Below are 13,766 nucleotides of genomic sequence, written 5' to 3'. Positions count from 1 at the left end.
CAACCAGGCTTGAGGGCGTAAGACTACCGCCTTACGTTTGCCTCAAGCCCCCGGCCTTGTGCTGGGGGTGGTTGACGGTGGCATTGTTGTTTATATCCACGTCATGGCTTTTATCGGTCGTCAGGTAAAAGAACAGGTTGGCTGCTGGCATGGCTCCCAGACGACAGTTATTGCCCGCATCTAAATCGCCTTTAAGGTAAAACGTTGCTGGCTGGGTCTGGGTTAAAGTTGCGCCGTTTTGAAATGAGGCGTCATTGCCGATATACCATGTCGTCGTTCCCGAAAGGTTTAAGCTGCTGTTGTTTTCCAGCTGCAGGTCGCCTGAGATATAAAATGTAACCTGACCGTTGACCTTCAGGCTGGCATTATTGTCGAGCTGGAAATCTCTGGTCACATATATGTTCGCCGGGCCGGTGATAGCGGTGCTTTTGTTGTTATTTAGCTCAAAGCTGGCAAACCAGTGGTCGCCGGGTCCTACCCCCTGGTCGGGGTTCAGCGTTTCAGGATGCAACCCCCGGGGTACGGGGGGCAGGTTGAATGTTATCTCTGGATACTGGTAGCCTTCATAATACCCTTCTTCTCCCGGCAGAGCGCTCAAGTCTACAATAGCCTGGGGGAACAATGTCCCACCTACATAGTAGACCATCAGGCTGGCCGTATTTTTGACGCCCCGGTACGTGCCCGTAGATGTTATTTTTAACTTGCCGCTTCCTGCGGGAATGACCTGAACACTGTAAGAAGCGTCGCTGCCCATTACCGCAGGGTCGCTGGTGATCTGGGCCGGCTGCTCGCCTTTTTCGATCAGGTGATAGAGGGCATCGTTAATACCCGACTCGGCCAGGTAAAGGGCTTTAGTTTTGTTATCCCAATAGGTGGTATTTTTGTAGTTGGTCAGCACTAAAGAATAAATAGCTGTGATAAGGAACGACAGTATGACTATGACAATAAGGGTAAACGGTAGAACGACCCCTTTTTTGTCGCGAAGTATTTTGGAGATGAAATATTGCTTTTCTTCCAGCCAGAAACGAACTTCCCGGGCTATGCCGAAGCAAATAAAGACAATACCGGAAAATAGGGCAACATCTGCAAAATTGGCGGCGACCCTTAGTTTAGGAAACAGAATGTAATCTAAGACGTATCCCTGCATCAGCCAGGATAGGCCGTTACTTACAGCACCGCCAGCGGCCAGCGCCGTACCCAATTGCAGCCTGAAATCTTTATGTGGGGGATTATATTTTGTGAAGTAGAATACGCAGGCAATTATAATCGCAAACAAGAGCAGCCGGCCTGGAAATGATGGGCCGAAGGGGCAAAAGGGGTTAACTACTGGACCGAAGCTTATGCCTGGTTCAAAAAACCTAACAATTACTGACACATTGTGCCAATCCTTATTAGGCGGCCTCCCCATGACCAGGCTTTTCGCTCCTTTCGGATTTGATTTGCCTGCCCCTGGGAGCAGGCTGCGCGACAGGGAGACCTCGGCCCCGGGAGTCTCACCCGGACGGGAGAACGGCACTTCACGGGCGCAAAGCGCGGCCTTAAGGAGAACCATAAAAGTTCCCGCCTTGCGTCGACCGTCAAGTGGTCCAGCACTTTATTCTTTCAGGTGCCGGACGCCTCCGCGCGATCTGTTAGATGCGGCCTACCGGTTTGTCCGATACCGGCTAACGGGGTCACCTACTTGATAAAGCAAGCTGCTTCAAGTCGTGCCAGACTGAATAAAAGGATTCCTGTTTATAGCGGTCTAAACCGTTATGAACGGAAACCTTTTCGTTCAGCCGCTTGATTTGCCGCTTCACCTTTCGGGTCATCCCTTTTCCTTCCCCAGGCAAGGAATTCGCCTTTTGGTTCAGCTTTTCTTTAATGGCCTTGATTTTTTGTTTTAACTCTTTGCTGATGTGTTCTTTAAAACCTATTGCCCGGCGGGCGATTGCCAATGCGGCGGCATGGTGGATTGTTATCCCGTACCGCTCCATGTATTTCCAGTAGCCGATGGTGGAAGTGTGGGCCGGCCGGACCGGCTTTGCGCCGACGCCTTCTTTGCAGGCTTTACGGATAATAGCTTCGGTTATCTTCCGGTAGGGGAAATTGGCCGCCATGCGATTGAACTTTTTATCGGTGTCCAGCCGGTCTTTGCCGAAGTCCAGGTTTTCTAAAGCGATAGGCTTGCCTAAAACTCTGGCGATGTCCACCACTACCTGGGCCAGAACGCCGATGAGGTAAGTACGTCTAAAACTGCGGCTGTAAGCCAGTTCGGGTATCTTGATGTAAAGAAAACCGTTCGGGTGCAATGTCGCCTGGAACTCTCCGGCAAATTTGTGCAGGGCTTTGGGATAAGGAACAGCGAATCCTTCCGGCCAGGGCTCGGGCTGGCCGAAATAATTGACGTTAGCCAGAGCCAACCCGTCCGGGTTGGTGTCTATCCCAAGATAGCCGCGGTTGGAATTGGTCACCAATTCAGGCGCCGTCATGGTAAAGGCGATATGAACCCTGTACCGGCCGTCCCGGCCTCTGATTAACTCAATGTTGTAGGGAACGCCGGAAAGAAGCAATTCCCACACCTTGAGCCGGTGTTTCTCCGGCAGCCAGAGCTTCCCTGTCACCCGCGGCGCCCTGGTCATTACGGGCCTCCCTTTGCTGTCAGTACCTTTTTGCTCGGATAGATGAGAAATAGTGACCGCCAGGGTAAATCTCCCTTCCTGGTAAGCTACCTTCATGTTGGGGTTACCGCCTTTTGTTTCGTCGCCCCGGGCGTATAACCGGTTCTGCCTGGCGTCCCGCCATTCTTCCCGGCCGGCCTTGCCCCGGCAGACCTGCCGCCATAAGGCCCGTCCTCCGAAAACTACCTTGGGGATAGTGCCGTTGGCTTCATGGTCCTGGAGTTTAGCCAGTTTAGCTTCTAGCTTTTTGACCCGGGCTTTACGGCCGTGGAGAATACGTTTGGCTTTCTCGACTTTTGCCGGGTCATTGGCCTTAATCGCTTTGTCCAGGTCCTTTTCAGCCCAGCGGAGTTTCTTTTTGGCCCGGCTCAGTTTGGCTTCTGTTGCCTCGATTTCCAGCGCCAGAAGTTCCTTTTGTGATTCTACGACAACCTTCGCTTTCAGTATGGCGTCGTCACAGTAGCGGGAGTTTAAGCCGAATACCCGCTGGCCTTCTTGTTTAAGTTTTTCCCGGGAACAGCCTTCCATAAGCCGGTTGAACGCCCAGCGCTCGCAGGCGCAAAAAAGGCGCATCTCGGTGCCCAGCGGGTCTTCATCCCCCCGGCTCCATTTCTCGGACCGAAAAGCAGGGTAAGCTTCCGGAAACCACTCGCCGCAGACGGTATACTTGATGCCACCGTTAAGTTCAATCATTCTCTTTTTGTTCTTTCGTTGTTTCTTCATCCGGCTCCACTCCCGCGATCAGTTCGCGAAACCCCTGCCTGACCTTCTTGCCGCCCCTGGCCCCGTATAACCGGGCAGAAAATGACGTAACTATGGCCAGCAGGTCCCGGACCAATTCAGTATGGGCGTCTTCAGGCTCTTTCTCCGCTATGGCGATTATTTCTACGCCGCAGTATTTTAAGTGACGCTCGATATACCCATAGCCGAAGCGGGCCAGCCGGTCAGGATATTCGATAATAAGCCTTCGATATTCACCCTGCTCGGCAAGTTTAAGGACGTTGGTTAAACCGCGGCGTTTCTGGTTCAGACCGCTGGCCACGTCCGCGAATTCCGCCCTCACAATAAAGCTGTCTTCTTTGGCATACTGGCGCAGCCGTTCCATCTGCCGTTCCAGGTTGCCGGCATCAGCCTGCTTTTTTGTGGACACCCGGGCGTACAGCACGGCTGCCTCGCGCCCGTCAGTCAACTGGCCACATTGCAAGAGCTTGTTTAGTTCATCCATAGAGTACCGGCGCTGGCCTCCAGGCAAACGCACGGGCTTGATTAAGCCCCGCTTTTCCCAGTTGCGCAGGCTGTTGGGATGGACGCCCAATTTCTTTGCCGCTTTGCTGATGGTTAATAGTTCCATAACTTTATGGTAAGCTTTTTGTTATGTTTTGTCAATATTTATTAATCTGTTGGTAACTGCTACAAACCTCCTATTTGCCGGATGAATAATTAAGCTTGTTTTAGCCCCCACCTCGGTGATAGGTGGGGGCTATTTACGCTTACAAGGCACCTTTGGCCAGGCGATTTACTATTGCCTGGGCCATAAGTAAAGAGCTTTAAGCGCGGCACATCATCATGCTTCCAGCCATTGTCATGAAACCAGGCGGCAAAGGACGGGCGGCGGCTTTGAACACTTCATAGACGAGCCCCGTCAGCCCCTGCTGCAGCTGGTCGTGGGGCACGAAGAACGTCCTGCCGATGGTGATGCGGAGCTTTACTCTGAGTCGCATCAAGCTAACCTCGCTAGTGCCTGGTTCACTTCATTAATGTTAAAATATTCCGGGTCAAACTTTCTCCCATTCGTATCTTTTTCCGCCCAAACCAGGTAATCGTAGTGCTCCGGGTGCTTCGGGTCGCTGATGATGTGCAAAAATTCTTCGTATCCCGAAACTCCGCCGACATCCTCCGGGGGCCGGTGGCGGGCGCCTGCAGTGCATAGCGGATAACGTCGCCCTTCTTCGGCTGGCAGTATCTTCTCCAAAATAATTTTATGCCGCCAGTTATCTCCGAAGTCATAAGTATAAACGCATTTTTTTCGTTCAACCAGAAGACCGTCTATTTTTGTCCTTTTGGCGTTGAGTTCTCTTGCGCCCCCATGTAATTCTCCCGGGAGATAATCGGGGTCGGGTATGAGTACCGCCACATCGCCAAAGTCAAAATCAAACAGGTGGTAGTCCTGCCATCCAAAAGCTGCCTGAATGATTTTGTGCAGCTTGTAAAAAGTAATGCCCGACGGCACCAAAACCCGTCTCCAGATAGGTGGCTTAATTTCCTCCAATGTTATCTTTAGTTGATACAACATGTTTGATTTCATGATCTACCACCGCTCTCTGTAATCACGATTGGATAGGAAATATTGTTTTCATGGCTTGCACACCTTACACGCCCTGTACCCAGCGTTTACCGCTTCGTCTCTGCTTTTGAATTCCACCCGATTCTGCGGGGCTATCTTCTGTGCCCATTCGCAACTCGGTAAATGAAAAATCTTCGACCTGGCGTTGCCTATATAAAGAGTTCCGCCCTGCTTTCCGGCCACGCTGCCGGGCACCGGAACAGGTGCCGCACCCCAGAGGCCCTTGCCCGCCTCCCGAGCCTCCTTTTGGAGCTTGACGAAAAGGTCGGCATACTTAACGTTAGGTGGGACTGTCATCACCTGCGCATAGCCGTTTAAAAGCAGCTCGGCGTTGTACATTTTGGCCCGGATTTCAGCTTCGCCGCCGTTCGCCGGCTTTTCCAGCCAAACGTAGGCCAGCAGCCGCCCGTACTTATCCCGCTCGCCTACGTCCAGCTCCAGGTAGACCTGCCTGCCCGCCAATCGCTTCTGGGTGTAGGCTGCCGCTTCTTTACCGTAAGGCTCTTCCTTAATCCCCAGGTCCGGGTGGGCGATTTCGGGTGTATTGATGCCGATCAACCTTACCTTTTCTTCCCGGCCGTTTATCTTAACATGCAGGGTGTCGCCGTCGGCAACCGAAGTCACTGCGGCCGGTATTACTTTTACTGCTTCTCCAGCCGCAGGGGTATCCTGCTGCCCGGTATTTTCACTTGCCGGAGGCGCTGCCTGCTGCGGAACAGCCCCGGCCGGAATACCTGAAGCCTGCTGCTTTCCTATCCCGCTTAAAGGACCATTGCTACAGCCGGCAAGAATAAGGAAAAACGCTAAAACCAATACAAAAATTCCGGCACGCGCGTACCTGTGGCCGTAAAACATAATACCTGCTCCATTTTCACGTCGTTTTCCCTGTTATTGTTAGATTGGGTGTCCTATAATTTCTTTCTATCCCCTAAAAGATAACTGACAATGTATAATTTCTTTATTCACGCGGGAAATCCTGCTATCTTTACCAAAAAGATTGATCGCAAACACTTGTTCTGCAACAAAAGTTATGGTAAAATAAAGTAAAGTAATACTCGGAGGTATTTTTCATGCCTGAATTAACTCTAAAGCAGGAAATGGTCCTTAACTATATCCGCCAGTTTATCGCCGAGCACAGTTATCCGCCTACGGTCCGGGACATCTGCCGGGCCACCGGGATACGTTCCAGCTCTTCCGTTCACCACTACCTAAATCAGCTGGAGGAGAAAAGGTTCATTCGCCGTGACCGCGCCCGTTCCCGGGCAATAGAAATCCTCGACCCCAAACCTGTTACTCCTCCTGATACGGTTTCCGTGCCTCTGGTGGGCAAAATCGCCGCCGGCCAACCCATCCTGGCCGTGGAGAACATTGAAGATTCTTTTCCCCTCCCTTCCAAAATCGCCGGGAGCGAGGACGCCTTTATGCTTAAAGTCCGGGGCGACAGCATGATTGAAGCCGGCATCCTGGACGGCGACTACATCATCGTCCGTCCACAGGATACCGCTGATAACGGCGATATCGTCGTGGCCCTGCTGGGCGAGGAAGCCACCGTCAAATATTTTCAACGGCGTGATGACCATGTTGAACTTGTTCCAGCCAATAGTAAGATGCAGCCTATTGTAGCGCAAAATGTGGCCATCCTGGGCAAGGTAATCGGCCTTTACCGCAGTATTTAATCCTCAGCCGACTTTTTTACCAACAAATACCGCCGTACATTTGTTTTTCCCCTCTTGCTTTCAACCACCGCCGGAGCTATAATATATCCAAACGTATGTTCCGGGGTGGTTGCAAATGTTTTCCTCTTGCCCCATCCTCCTCTGCGACGCCAACAGCTTCTTCGCTTCCGTCCACCAGGCCCTTGACCCGGCTTTGCGCGGCCGCCCGGTCATCGTCGCCGGCCGGGAAAGCACCCGCCACGGCATCGTCCTGGCGGCCAGCTATGAGGCCAAGCTGGGCTACGGCATCAAGACTGGCATGACTGCCCGGGAGGCCAGAAGCCTTTGCCCGGACGGCATCTTCATCCCTCCCCGCCACGACCTGTACATCGAGTTTTCTACCCGCATTTTACGCATCATGCGGGACTTTACCCCCCTGGTGGAGCCTTTCTCCATCGACGAAGCCTGGCTGGACGTTAGAGGTTGTGAAAAAATTTTTGGCTCTTCTTTAGAAATCGCCCGGAGGCTAAAGGAAAGGATTAAAACCGAGGTGGGCATTACCACCAGCGTCGGCCTGGGGCCTACAAAACTATTGGCCAAGATGGCGGCCGAGATGCAGAAGCCCGACGGCCTGACGCTCCTGGATTACCCGGATGTCTCTAAAAAGATGTGGCCCCTGCCGGTTAAGGAGCTTTTCGGCGTCGGCCCTCGTATGGAGGCTCATCTTGCCAAGCTCGGCATCCACACCATCGGCGACCTGGCACGTTTTCCCGTCGAGGCGCTGGTCCGGCGCTTCGGTGTCGTTGGCCGGATTTTGCACCAGTGCGCTAATGGTATAGATTATAGCCCTGTAGACCCCCAATCCCTGGATAGAGTTAAATCCGTCGGCCACCAGATTACCCTCCCCCGGGATTACTACAGCTACGAAGATATTGAGGTGGTTTTACTGGAGCTTTCCGAGCTGGTGGCCCGACGGACGCGTATGGGAAACTACATTGGCCGCACGGTGAGCATCAGTCTGAAAGACGCTGAGTTTAACTGGGTGGGACGTTCTTACACCCTGCCCTATTACACCGATACGGCTGCCGACATTTACGCGGCGGCCCGGCAGCTTCTTCGCCGCCACTGGCCAGCTGGACGGTCGATGCGGCTGGTGGGGGTGAGCCTGGCCGGCCTGGTACCGTCAGCGGCACGCCAGGAAGACCTTTTCGGCCGGGTGGAAAAACAGGCCCGCCTGGACCGGGCTTGCGACCGGTTAAAAAACCGCTATGGGGAAAGGGTCATCCACCGGGCGGTATCCCTGACGGGGGCAGGTGTCCTCTATGCGCAGGGCTAACGCTTTATACGAGGGCCACCGGCTGATGCTGCCGGAGCTCAAAGACCGTGCCACCGCTACCTGCCGGGGCTGCCGTTTTTGTGTCCCAATTATAGGCCGAGAAGAGACGCGGTTGGCGTGCCTCGCAACCCTGGATATATATTTAACAGGCGCAAAGCGGGTGCCGGGAGAGCTGAAGGCCCTGGACTTCATCTGGCTGGCCGGCAGGGTAGCCCTGCTAAAAGCCTTGGAAAAGCTCCGGCCGGAAGGGCAGGCCTGCGGCTTCTATTGCCCCAGGGTTTAGCGTGTTTCAGCCCGGCAAAACCGGGACGTCACCGGCTTTCCGCAAACTATCATAAAGCCGATTACAATTAGAACAAAATTCTGTAGTCGTCCGTGCTGCCGGACTACTTTACTGGTGGGTGCATACACAATTCCGGCCTTTTTCCTTGGCCCTGTACAGCATACTGTCTACTCTCTGGGTGATAGTGTCGACGGTGTCTCCAGTGTAATATCCGGTCACCCCGAAGCTGGCCGTTATGTGCCCCACACCGGGGATCTCCATCCGGCTCAGCCGGCGGCGGAGTTCTTCTGCCAGACCGGCGGCCCCTTCCGCGGTCGTGTCGGGCAAAAGAATCACGAATTCTTCCCCGCCCCAGCGGGCAAGGCAGTCTGTCTTGCGCAGCCTCTCATTAAAGTCGGCCACCAGTCTTTTCAAAACTTGGTCGCCGGCAGCGTGCCCGTAAGTGTCGTTGATGCTCTTAAAGTGGTCCAGATCAACCATAATCAAGGAAAAGGGTTGTCCGCTCCGTCGTGAGCGCTCAATTTCCTGTTCCAGCGCCTGAATGAAATAGCGGCGGTTGTGAGCTCCGGTAAGGTGGTCGGTGATGGAGAGACGATAAAGTTCTTCTTCCATCTTTTTGTACCTGGTGACGTCCACGGCGTAATGGACGTACACGTCCTCTCCCAGGGGAACCCACCAGGTATCCCAGATACCCCTCGCAAATTCCACTTCGCTGTTCACCGGTTTTTTTGTGTCCAAAGCTTCATCTCCGCGGCAGAAATAGCATTTCGTGCCGGGTAAAGGGGTGCCGGTTTTTTCTATGGCCTCCCTGTATACATCTGGCAGGTATTGGCCGCCATGGATACCTTGCCAGCAATAATCTCCAACTTTTGTCCCAAATAATGCCGCGGCCGCTTTATTCTGCACCAGTATACGGCGCTCCCTTGAAACCAGCCACGCCGGGCTGGGAATGCCCTCAAGCATCAGGCGAAGCCGCTCTTCTTTGCGCCTGTTTTCCTCCTCCAGCCGCTTTTTTTCGGTAATATCATCAATAACTATCTGAGCGCCCGTTACTGTGTTTCTATTTACCAATGGTTTAACATGCACCCGCACCCATACTTTCTTGCCCCATTTGGATTCGTAGTTAATTTCATGGGTACTGATCTTGTTGGTCTGCAAACATTCTTCAAGTTTTTTTGACAAACCATATCTAACCAATTGGGGGAATGTTAAAAGATTAATCTTTTTTGTTTCCTCGATACCTGGAGATCCAAGTATTTCCAACACTTTCTGATTCACATATGTAATATTACCTTCTCGATCACATTTTAAAATTCCAATCGGGGCATTCTCTGCTAATCCTAAATATTGTTTGCGGCTGTTTTCAAGTTCCTCTTCTACTCGTTTGCGCTCGCTGATATCCCGCACAATGCCCACCGCGTGCCAGGTGCCCATAAGTTTTAAGGCGGAAAGGGAAAGCTCCACTTGAAGCTCCCGCCCGTCTTTATGTTTAGCTTTCAATTCAATTGGTTTCCCTATGGCATTCCCTTCTCCGGTCAACTGAAAACGCCGGAAGGCCTCTTGGTAGGCTCGATACCGGGCTTCCTCCGGCACCACCAGACGGTGCAGTTCTTTTCCCAGTATTTCTTCCCGGGAGTAGCCGAAGAGATCCTCAGCCGCCGGGTTCCAAAAGGTGACCTCCCCTTCCCCGTCAAGCATGACCACGGCATCCCGGGCCGAGCCCGTTATGGCGCTTAATGTCGCCTCCCTTTGCCGCAATTCTTCTTCCATCCGCCGGCGCTCTGTCAGGTCGATAATCACTGCCACGCATACTTTTTCTCCCATATGTTCAAATTGCTGCAAGTGGACTTCTACCGGGTAATTAGAGCCGTCTTTCCGTCGGTGCGTCGTATCAAGCACTACCTTTTCTTGCTCGCCATTCAGCATGGGTTCCAGAAGCACTCTAAATTTTTGTGGGTCAAATTCCGGCTTGAGGTCAATGGGCGTCATCTCCCTCAACTCTTCCAGAGTATAGCCGAGATTTTCCCTGGCACCGCGGTTGACCGCCAGGAATTTTAACGTGCCGGGATGAAAGATATAAACCTCCGTCAAGGAGTCTTCGAATATCCCGCGGTACATCTGCGCCAGGGAGAGGGCTTCATGATGCTTCAGGGCCATCTCTATCGTGGACATCAGCACGTGTTCCGGGGCGCCTTTCTGAATATAGCCGTAGTGAGTGATCGAATGGACTTTTTCTATAGCCTCCCGGGTAGAGATGGCAGTGAGAAATACCAGGGGAACGTCTTTAATTTCCTGTATGCGCCGGGCGAGGGCCGTTCCGTCCATCCCTTCTCCCAGATCAATATCCATCAAAATGAGGTCGGGACATTCCGGGCCGGATGCTTTTTGCAGGGCATCTTCGGCAGTGAGGGCAATTTCAGTCATATATCCGTGCCTGCTAAGGATATCAGCCGCTATCTGGGCCTGAAGCCTGCTGTTCTCCACCACCAGCACTCTTTTTGCCGCTACCACTCAGTGTCTTCCTCCTGAAAACTCATATTTCCGAAATGATGTCGTCCCGGCCTTTTATCTCCTGATGCAGAATATGGAGCCGGTACGGGCTCTCCCACAGGCCCGTGCCCTCCAGCTCGCCGAACAGGCCCCTGTAAGCCGTCCGCACTGCCGCCAGGGCCCCTACTGCAAAGAACGCCAAGGGATACCACGGAATCCAGAAAAGCGTCCGCCAGAGGGTTCTATCATACCTGCGGTTAATAATTACCGCCACGAAAAACTGGGCTATGCAGGCCAGGCTTACCAAGGAGCCGTACCAGGCAGGCAGGGGATTAATCCCCAGGCTCTTCCCAAAGAAAATGCTGGTCACGAGCCAGACGAGTGAGCCCATGACAAAGCAGAATGCCCAGATGTATCCGAGCAGGAACTCGAGGTAGACCGGCCACAGCCGCCTCCACCGCCACCTGCTGAAGATGTCGGCGTGCCTGCGCAAGAGGTGCCAGCCGCCAAGCGCCCACCTGCACCTCTGCCTCCAGAACCCCTTCAGTGTGGAAGGAGCCTGGATGAAGGCCACCGCCCGCGGCTCAAACCACACCTCCCAGAAGTGCCTTTCTATCTGCCATGTCACCTCTATATCTTCCGTTGCCGTAGCGGGCGAAAATCCCCCGATCTCCCGCAGGAGGTCTGTTCTGTAGGCAGTTGCACAGCCGGACACCGTTAAGATGCGTCCCAGGACGCGCTGGGAGCGCTTTACAAGCCCAATAATGGAAGCGAACTCGGCGGCCTGCATTTTCTCCAGGAAGTTGCTCCGGTTGAGCACGATCGGGTTGCCCGTAACAGCGCCGAGCCTGGGCTGGCGGGTGAACAGCGCAATCAGCCATCTGAGGGCTCCCGGAGCAAGGATAGTGTCAGCGTCGATAACCACGGTTACAGGCGTGTTTACCGCAACCGCCAGGGCACAGTTCAAGGCCCTGGCCTTACCCACATTTTTCGTGAGCTGGAGCAGGTAAAATACCGGAACCCTTTTCACCCACTGGCGGATAATGTCGGCGGTGCCGTCAGTGGAAGCATCGTCGATGAATACCACGCGGTAGTGCGGGTAGTCCAGGTACCGCAGAGCACGACAGGTGGCCCCAATGGAAGAGGCCTCGTTCCTGCAGGGGACCAGCACCGTCACGGGCGGCCAGTCCTCGTATCGGTCGTCGCCCCAGGGAAGACATTCACCCGCCCTCTGCTCCCGCCTCCACCAGAAGTAAAGACCCCCTATGATCCAGACCACGCTCATGGCCAGAGGATAAATGAAAACAAAATATGCTACTGCCTCAAGAATTGTCTCCGCCACCCTTACCGACATGCTCCTGAATTCCATCGCCTTCGTCTCGACCCAGTATGGCAGCCACCAGCTCTCCGTATAGACCGCTGGCGGTGAGGGACCGGATCAATTCCGGCGTCACGACTGTGCCCTTCCGCACCACCAGCTGGCCTTGCTCGTCGTTGATGTCTGCCAGAAGGGCGTTCCCCACCAGCAACGCTTCTTCCTTTTCCTGCCAGTTATCTCCGGCCGCCTCTTCGCTTTCACTGCTTTCTCTGGTTGCCGCGGCCGTCTCCAGCAGCGCCGGCATGGCCGGACGGGAGATGGAAGCGATGTCCTCGTCAACACGCCGGACGAGTGACTGGACCTCGGCAATAACCTCTTTCTCCAGGGCATCTATGTGCCGCCGCACCAGGGAATAAAAGCGGTCCAGCAGAAGTCTGGCTTCCCTTTCGTAGCTATAAAAGCGCTGGTACAGTTTCTGCCTGTAGTCATCCACCTCTTTTTCCAGGGCCCCTAGCTTGTCTTCGGCCTCCCTCCGCGCTGAAGCAGCGGTACTTGCCGCCTGTGCCCGCAGGGCTTCTGCCTCCTTTTCCGCTTCTCTCTTTATCGCCTCCGCCGCCTCCTCTGCCCTTATGAGGGCCCGGCGGAGCATTTCATCCTGCTTCTCGTAAGTGGCTAGTTTGGCGCCGAAGGCTTCCTTTTCCGCATATACGGCCCGGTACCGTTCAAGGAGCCCAGCCAGGCATTTCTCCACTTCCTTGCGGCGGTAGCCGAACAGGCTCCTGCGAAAGCGGGCGTTTTTAATTTCGGCTTCCAGCTGTTCGGGGGTCATGTCCTTTCATCTCCTGCTGTTAAATTGAAGTGGGAGGCGAGCCTGCGTGCCAGGCGGTCGTGGCCAAAGCTATTAAGAAGGCCGGCCAGCCTGCAAGCCGCCACCTGTCGCACGAGGTGCGGCGTTCCGGGGTCGCTTATGACCATTCTCAGCGCACTCATAGCCCCGGTGACGTCGCCGTGTAAAGACAGCATGGCAGCGGCGGACAGCAAGTGAACTGGTGAGCCTCTACCCGGGACGGGCAAGAGTTGTCGCCGGCGCCTGCTAAGCGCCGGTAAGTCTTCGGTACTCGCAGTCATCGGAGGGCACGGCGGGGCAAGCGTCATTTCGGCCCATGACGGTAGCGGTGCCCTCTTTGCCAGTGGTTCGAGCCTGCGACGGTTCCGCTTGAAATAGCGGGCAAAGTTGAACTTCGCCCAAAGCAACTGTCCTATGAAGATAATGAGAGCCCACAATAAAACTAGCCCTAGTGCCCGGACTGTCGAAGCTGCGCCTTGCGGTATCAAAAGTTCACGACGCCAGAGCAAAGCCAGAAGGTACCACCCTACCGCAACGAAGAGCCAGCTCACTAAAGATAACAAAATCGTCCACGCAAGAACCGTAAACAGGATCTGGACCGTCAAGGTGCGGTGAGTGCTCCTGGACGTTTCAACCCTTCTTCCCATGCCCTTCACTATCCTTTTATTCACCACAGAAGGCTTAGAGTTATTATTTGTTTTCAAGTAATCGTTTGGGTGTGAAGCCTCCCCGTCCTGAAGGACGGGGCTCCCGGTATAATGGTCGAGTAGAGGTATGCCTCGCGGCATACCCCCCTCACAGAACCGTGCTGGCGCAATTAACGCACACGGCTC

12 protein-coding genes are annotated in these 13,766 nt (G+C 54.1%); 3 read left to right on the top strand and 9 right to left on the bottom strand.

Features of this window, described 5'->3' with window-relative positions; all coding sequences use genetic code 11:
- Nucleotides 1-31 precede the first annotated feature (31 nt).
- The 6 genes from SDD30_RS16435 to SDD30_RS16410 form a co-directional block, all read right to left on the bottom strand.
- On the bottom strand, nt 32-1,408 hold the full coding sequence (locus SDD30_RS16435; protein ID WP_434076018.1) for a signal peptidase II: 1,377 nt from the start codon (nt 1,406-1,408) through the stop codon (nt 32-34).
- Between the two features lie 265 nt (nt 1,409-1,673).
- The gene (locus SDD30_RS16430) at nt 1,674-3,383 is read right to left on the bottom strand and encodes an IS200/IS605 family accessory protein TnpB-related protein (RefSeq protein ID WP_434076017.1); all 1,710 of its coding nucleotides are present in this window, start codon (nt 3,381-3,383) and stop codon (nt 1,674-1,676) included.
- Nucleotides 3,346-4,011: an IS607 family transposase gene (locus SDD30_RS16425; protein WP_434076016.1), complete on the bottom strand. Its 666-nt coding sequence runs from the start codon at nt 4,009-4,011 to the stop codon at nt 3,346-3,348. Before SDD30_RS16425 ends, SDD30_RS16430 begins: the two co-directional genes overlap by 38 nt.
- A 196-nt stretch (nt 4,012-4,207) precedes the next feature.
- Nucleotides 4,208-4,381: a hypothetical protein gene (locus SDD30_RS16420; protein ID WP_434076015.1), complete on the bottom strand. Its 174-nt coding sequence runs from the start codon at nt 4,379-4,381 to the stop codon at nt 4,208-4,210.
- Nucleotides 4,381-4,965, bottom strand: a complete 585-nt coding sequence (locus tag SDD30_RS16415; protein WP_434076014.1) for a plasmid pRiA4b ORF-3 family protein — start codon at nt 4,963-4,965, stop codon at nt 4,381-4,383. Before SDD30_RS16415 ends, SDD30_RS16420 begins: the two co-directional genes overlap by 1 nt.
- Nucleotides 4,966-5,013: 48 nt before the next feature.
- On the bottom strand, nt 5,014-5,817 hold the full coding sequence (locus tag SDD30_RS16410) for a thermonuclease family protein (RefSeq protein WP_434076013.1): 804 nt from the start codon (nt 5,815-5,817) through the stop codon (nt 5,014-5,016).
- Between the two features lie 257 nt (nt 5,818-6,074).
- Here SDD30_RS16410 and lexA point away from each other — a divergent pair, with 257 nt between their 5' ends.
- The 3 genes from lexA (at nt 6,075) to SDD30_RS16395 (ending at nt 8,278) form a co-directional block, all read left to right on the top strand.
- Complete coding sequence (gene lexA, locus SDD30_RS16405; RefSeq protein ID WP_434076012.1) at nt 6,075-6,680, top strand: transcriptional repressor LexA; 606 nt, start codon at nt 6,075-6,077, stop codon at nt 6,678-6,680.
- A gap of 115 nt (nt 6,681-6,795) precedes the next feature.
- The gene (gene dinB / locus SDD30_RS16400; protein ID WP_434076011.1) at nt 6,796-7,995 is read left to right on the top strand and encodes a DNA polymerase IV; all 1,200 of its coding nucleotides are present in this window, start codon (nt 6,796-6,798) and stop codon (nt 7,993-7,995) included.
- Complete coding sequence (locus SDD30_RS16395) at nt 7,982-8,278, top strand: hypothetical protein (protein WP_434076010.1); 297 nt, start codon at nt 7,982-7,984, stop codon at nt 8,276-8,278. Before dinB ends, SDD30_RS16395 begins: the two co-directional genes overlap by 14 nt.
- 108 nt (nt 8,279-8,386) lie before the next feature.
- Here the strand turns inward: SDD30_RS16395 and SDD30_RS16390 are convergent, their stop codons facing one another.
- From SDD30_RS16390 to SDD30_RS16380, 3 genes are read right to left on the bottom strand one after another with little or no spacing between them, the layout of a single operon-like run.
- Nucleotides 8,387-10,789 (bottom strand): PAS domain S-box protein, encoded by a 2,403-nt coding sequence (locus tag SDD30_RS16390; protein WP_434076009.1) that lies wholly within the window; start codon nt 10,787-10,789, stop codon nt 8,387-8,389.
- 22 nt (nt 10,790-10,811) lie between these two features.
- Nucleotides 10,812-12,110 (bottom strand): glycosyltransferase family 2 protein, encoded by a 1,299-nt coding sequence (locus tag SDD30_RS16385; RefSeq protein ID WP_434076008.1) that lies wholly within the window; start codon nt 12,108-12,110, stop codon nt 10,812-10,814.
- Nucleotides 12,091-12,915 (bottom strand): DivIVA domain-containing protein, encoded by an 825-nt coding sequence (locus SDD30_RS16380; RefSeq protein ID WP_434076007.1) that lies wholly within the window; start codon nt 12,913-12,915, stop codon nt 12,091-12,093. Before SDD30_RS16380 ends, SDD30_RS16385 begins: the two co-directional genes overlap by 20 nt.
- Nucleotides 12,916-13,766: the final 851 nt, after the last annotated feature.

The organism is Moorella naiadis (nom. illeg.) (assembly GCF_051020825.1).
Lineage (GTDB): Bacteria > Bacillota > DSM-521 > Neomoorellales > Neomoorellaceae > Neomoorella > Neomoorella naiadis.
The sequence above is the reverse complement of the archived record's forward strand: the minus strand, read 5'-3'. Positions and strand labels throughout refer to the sequence as shown.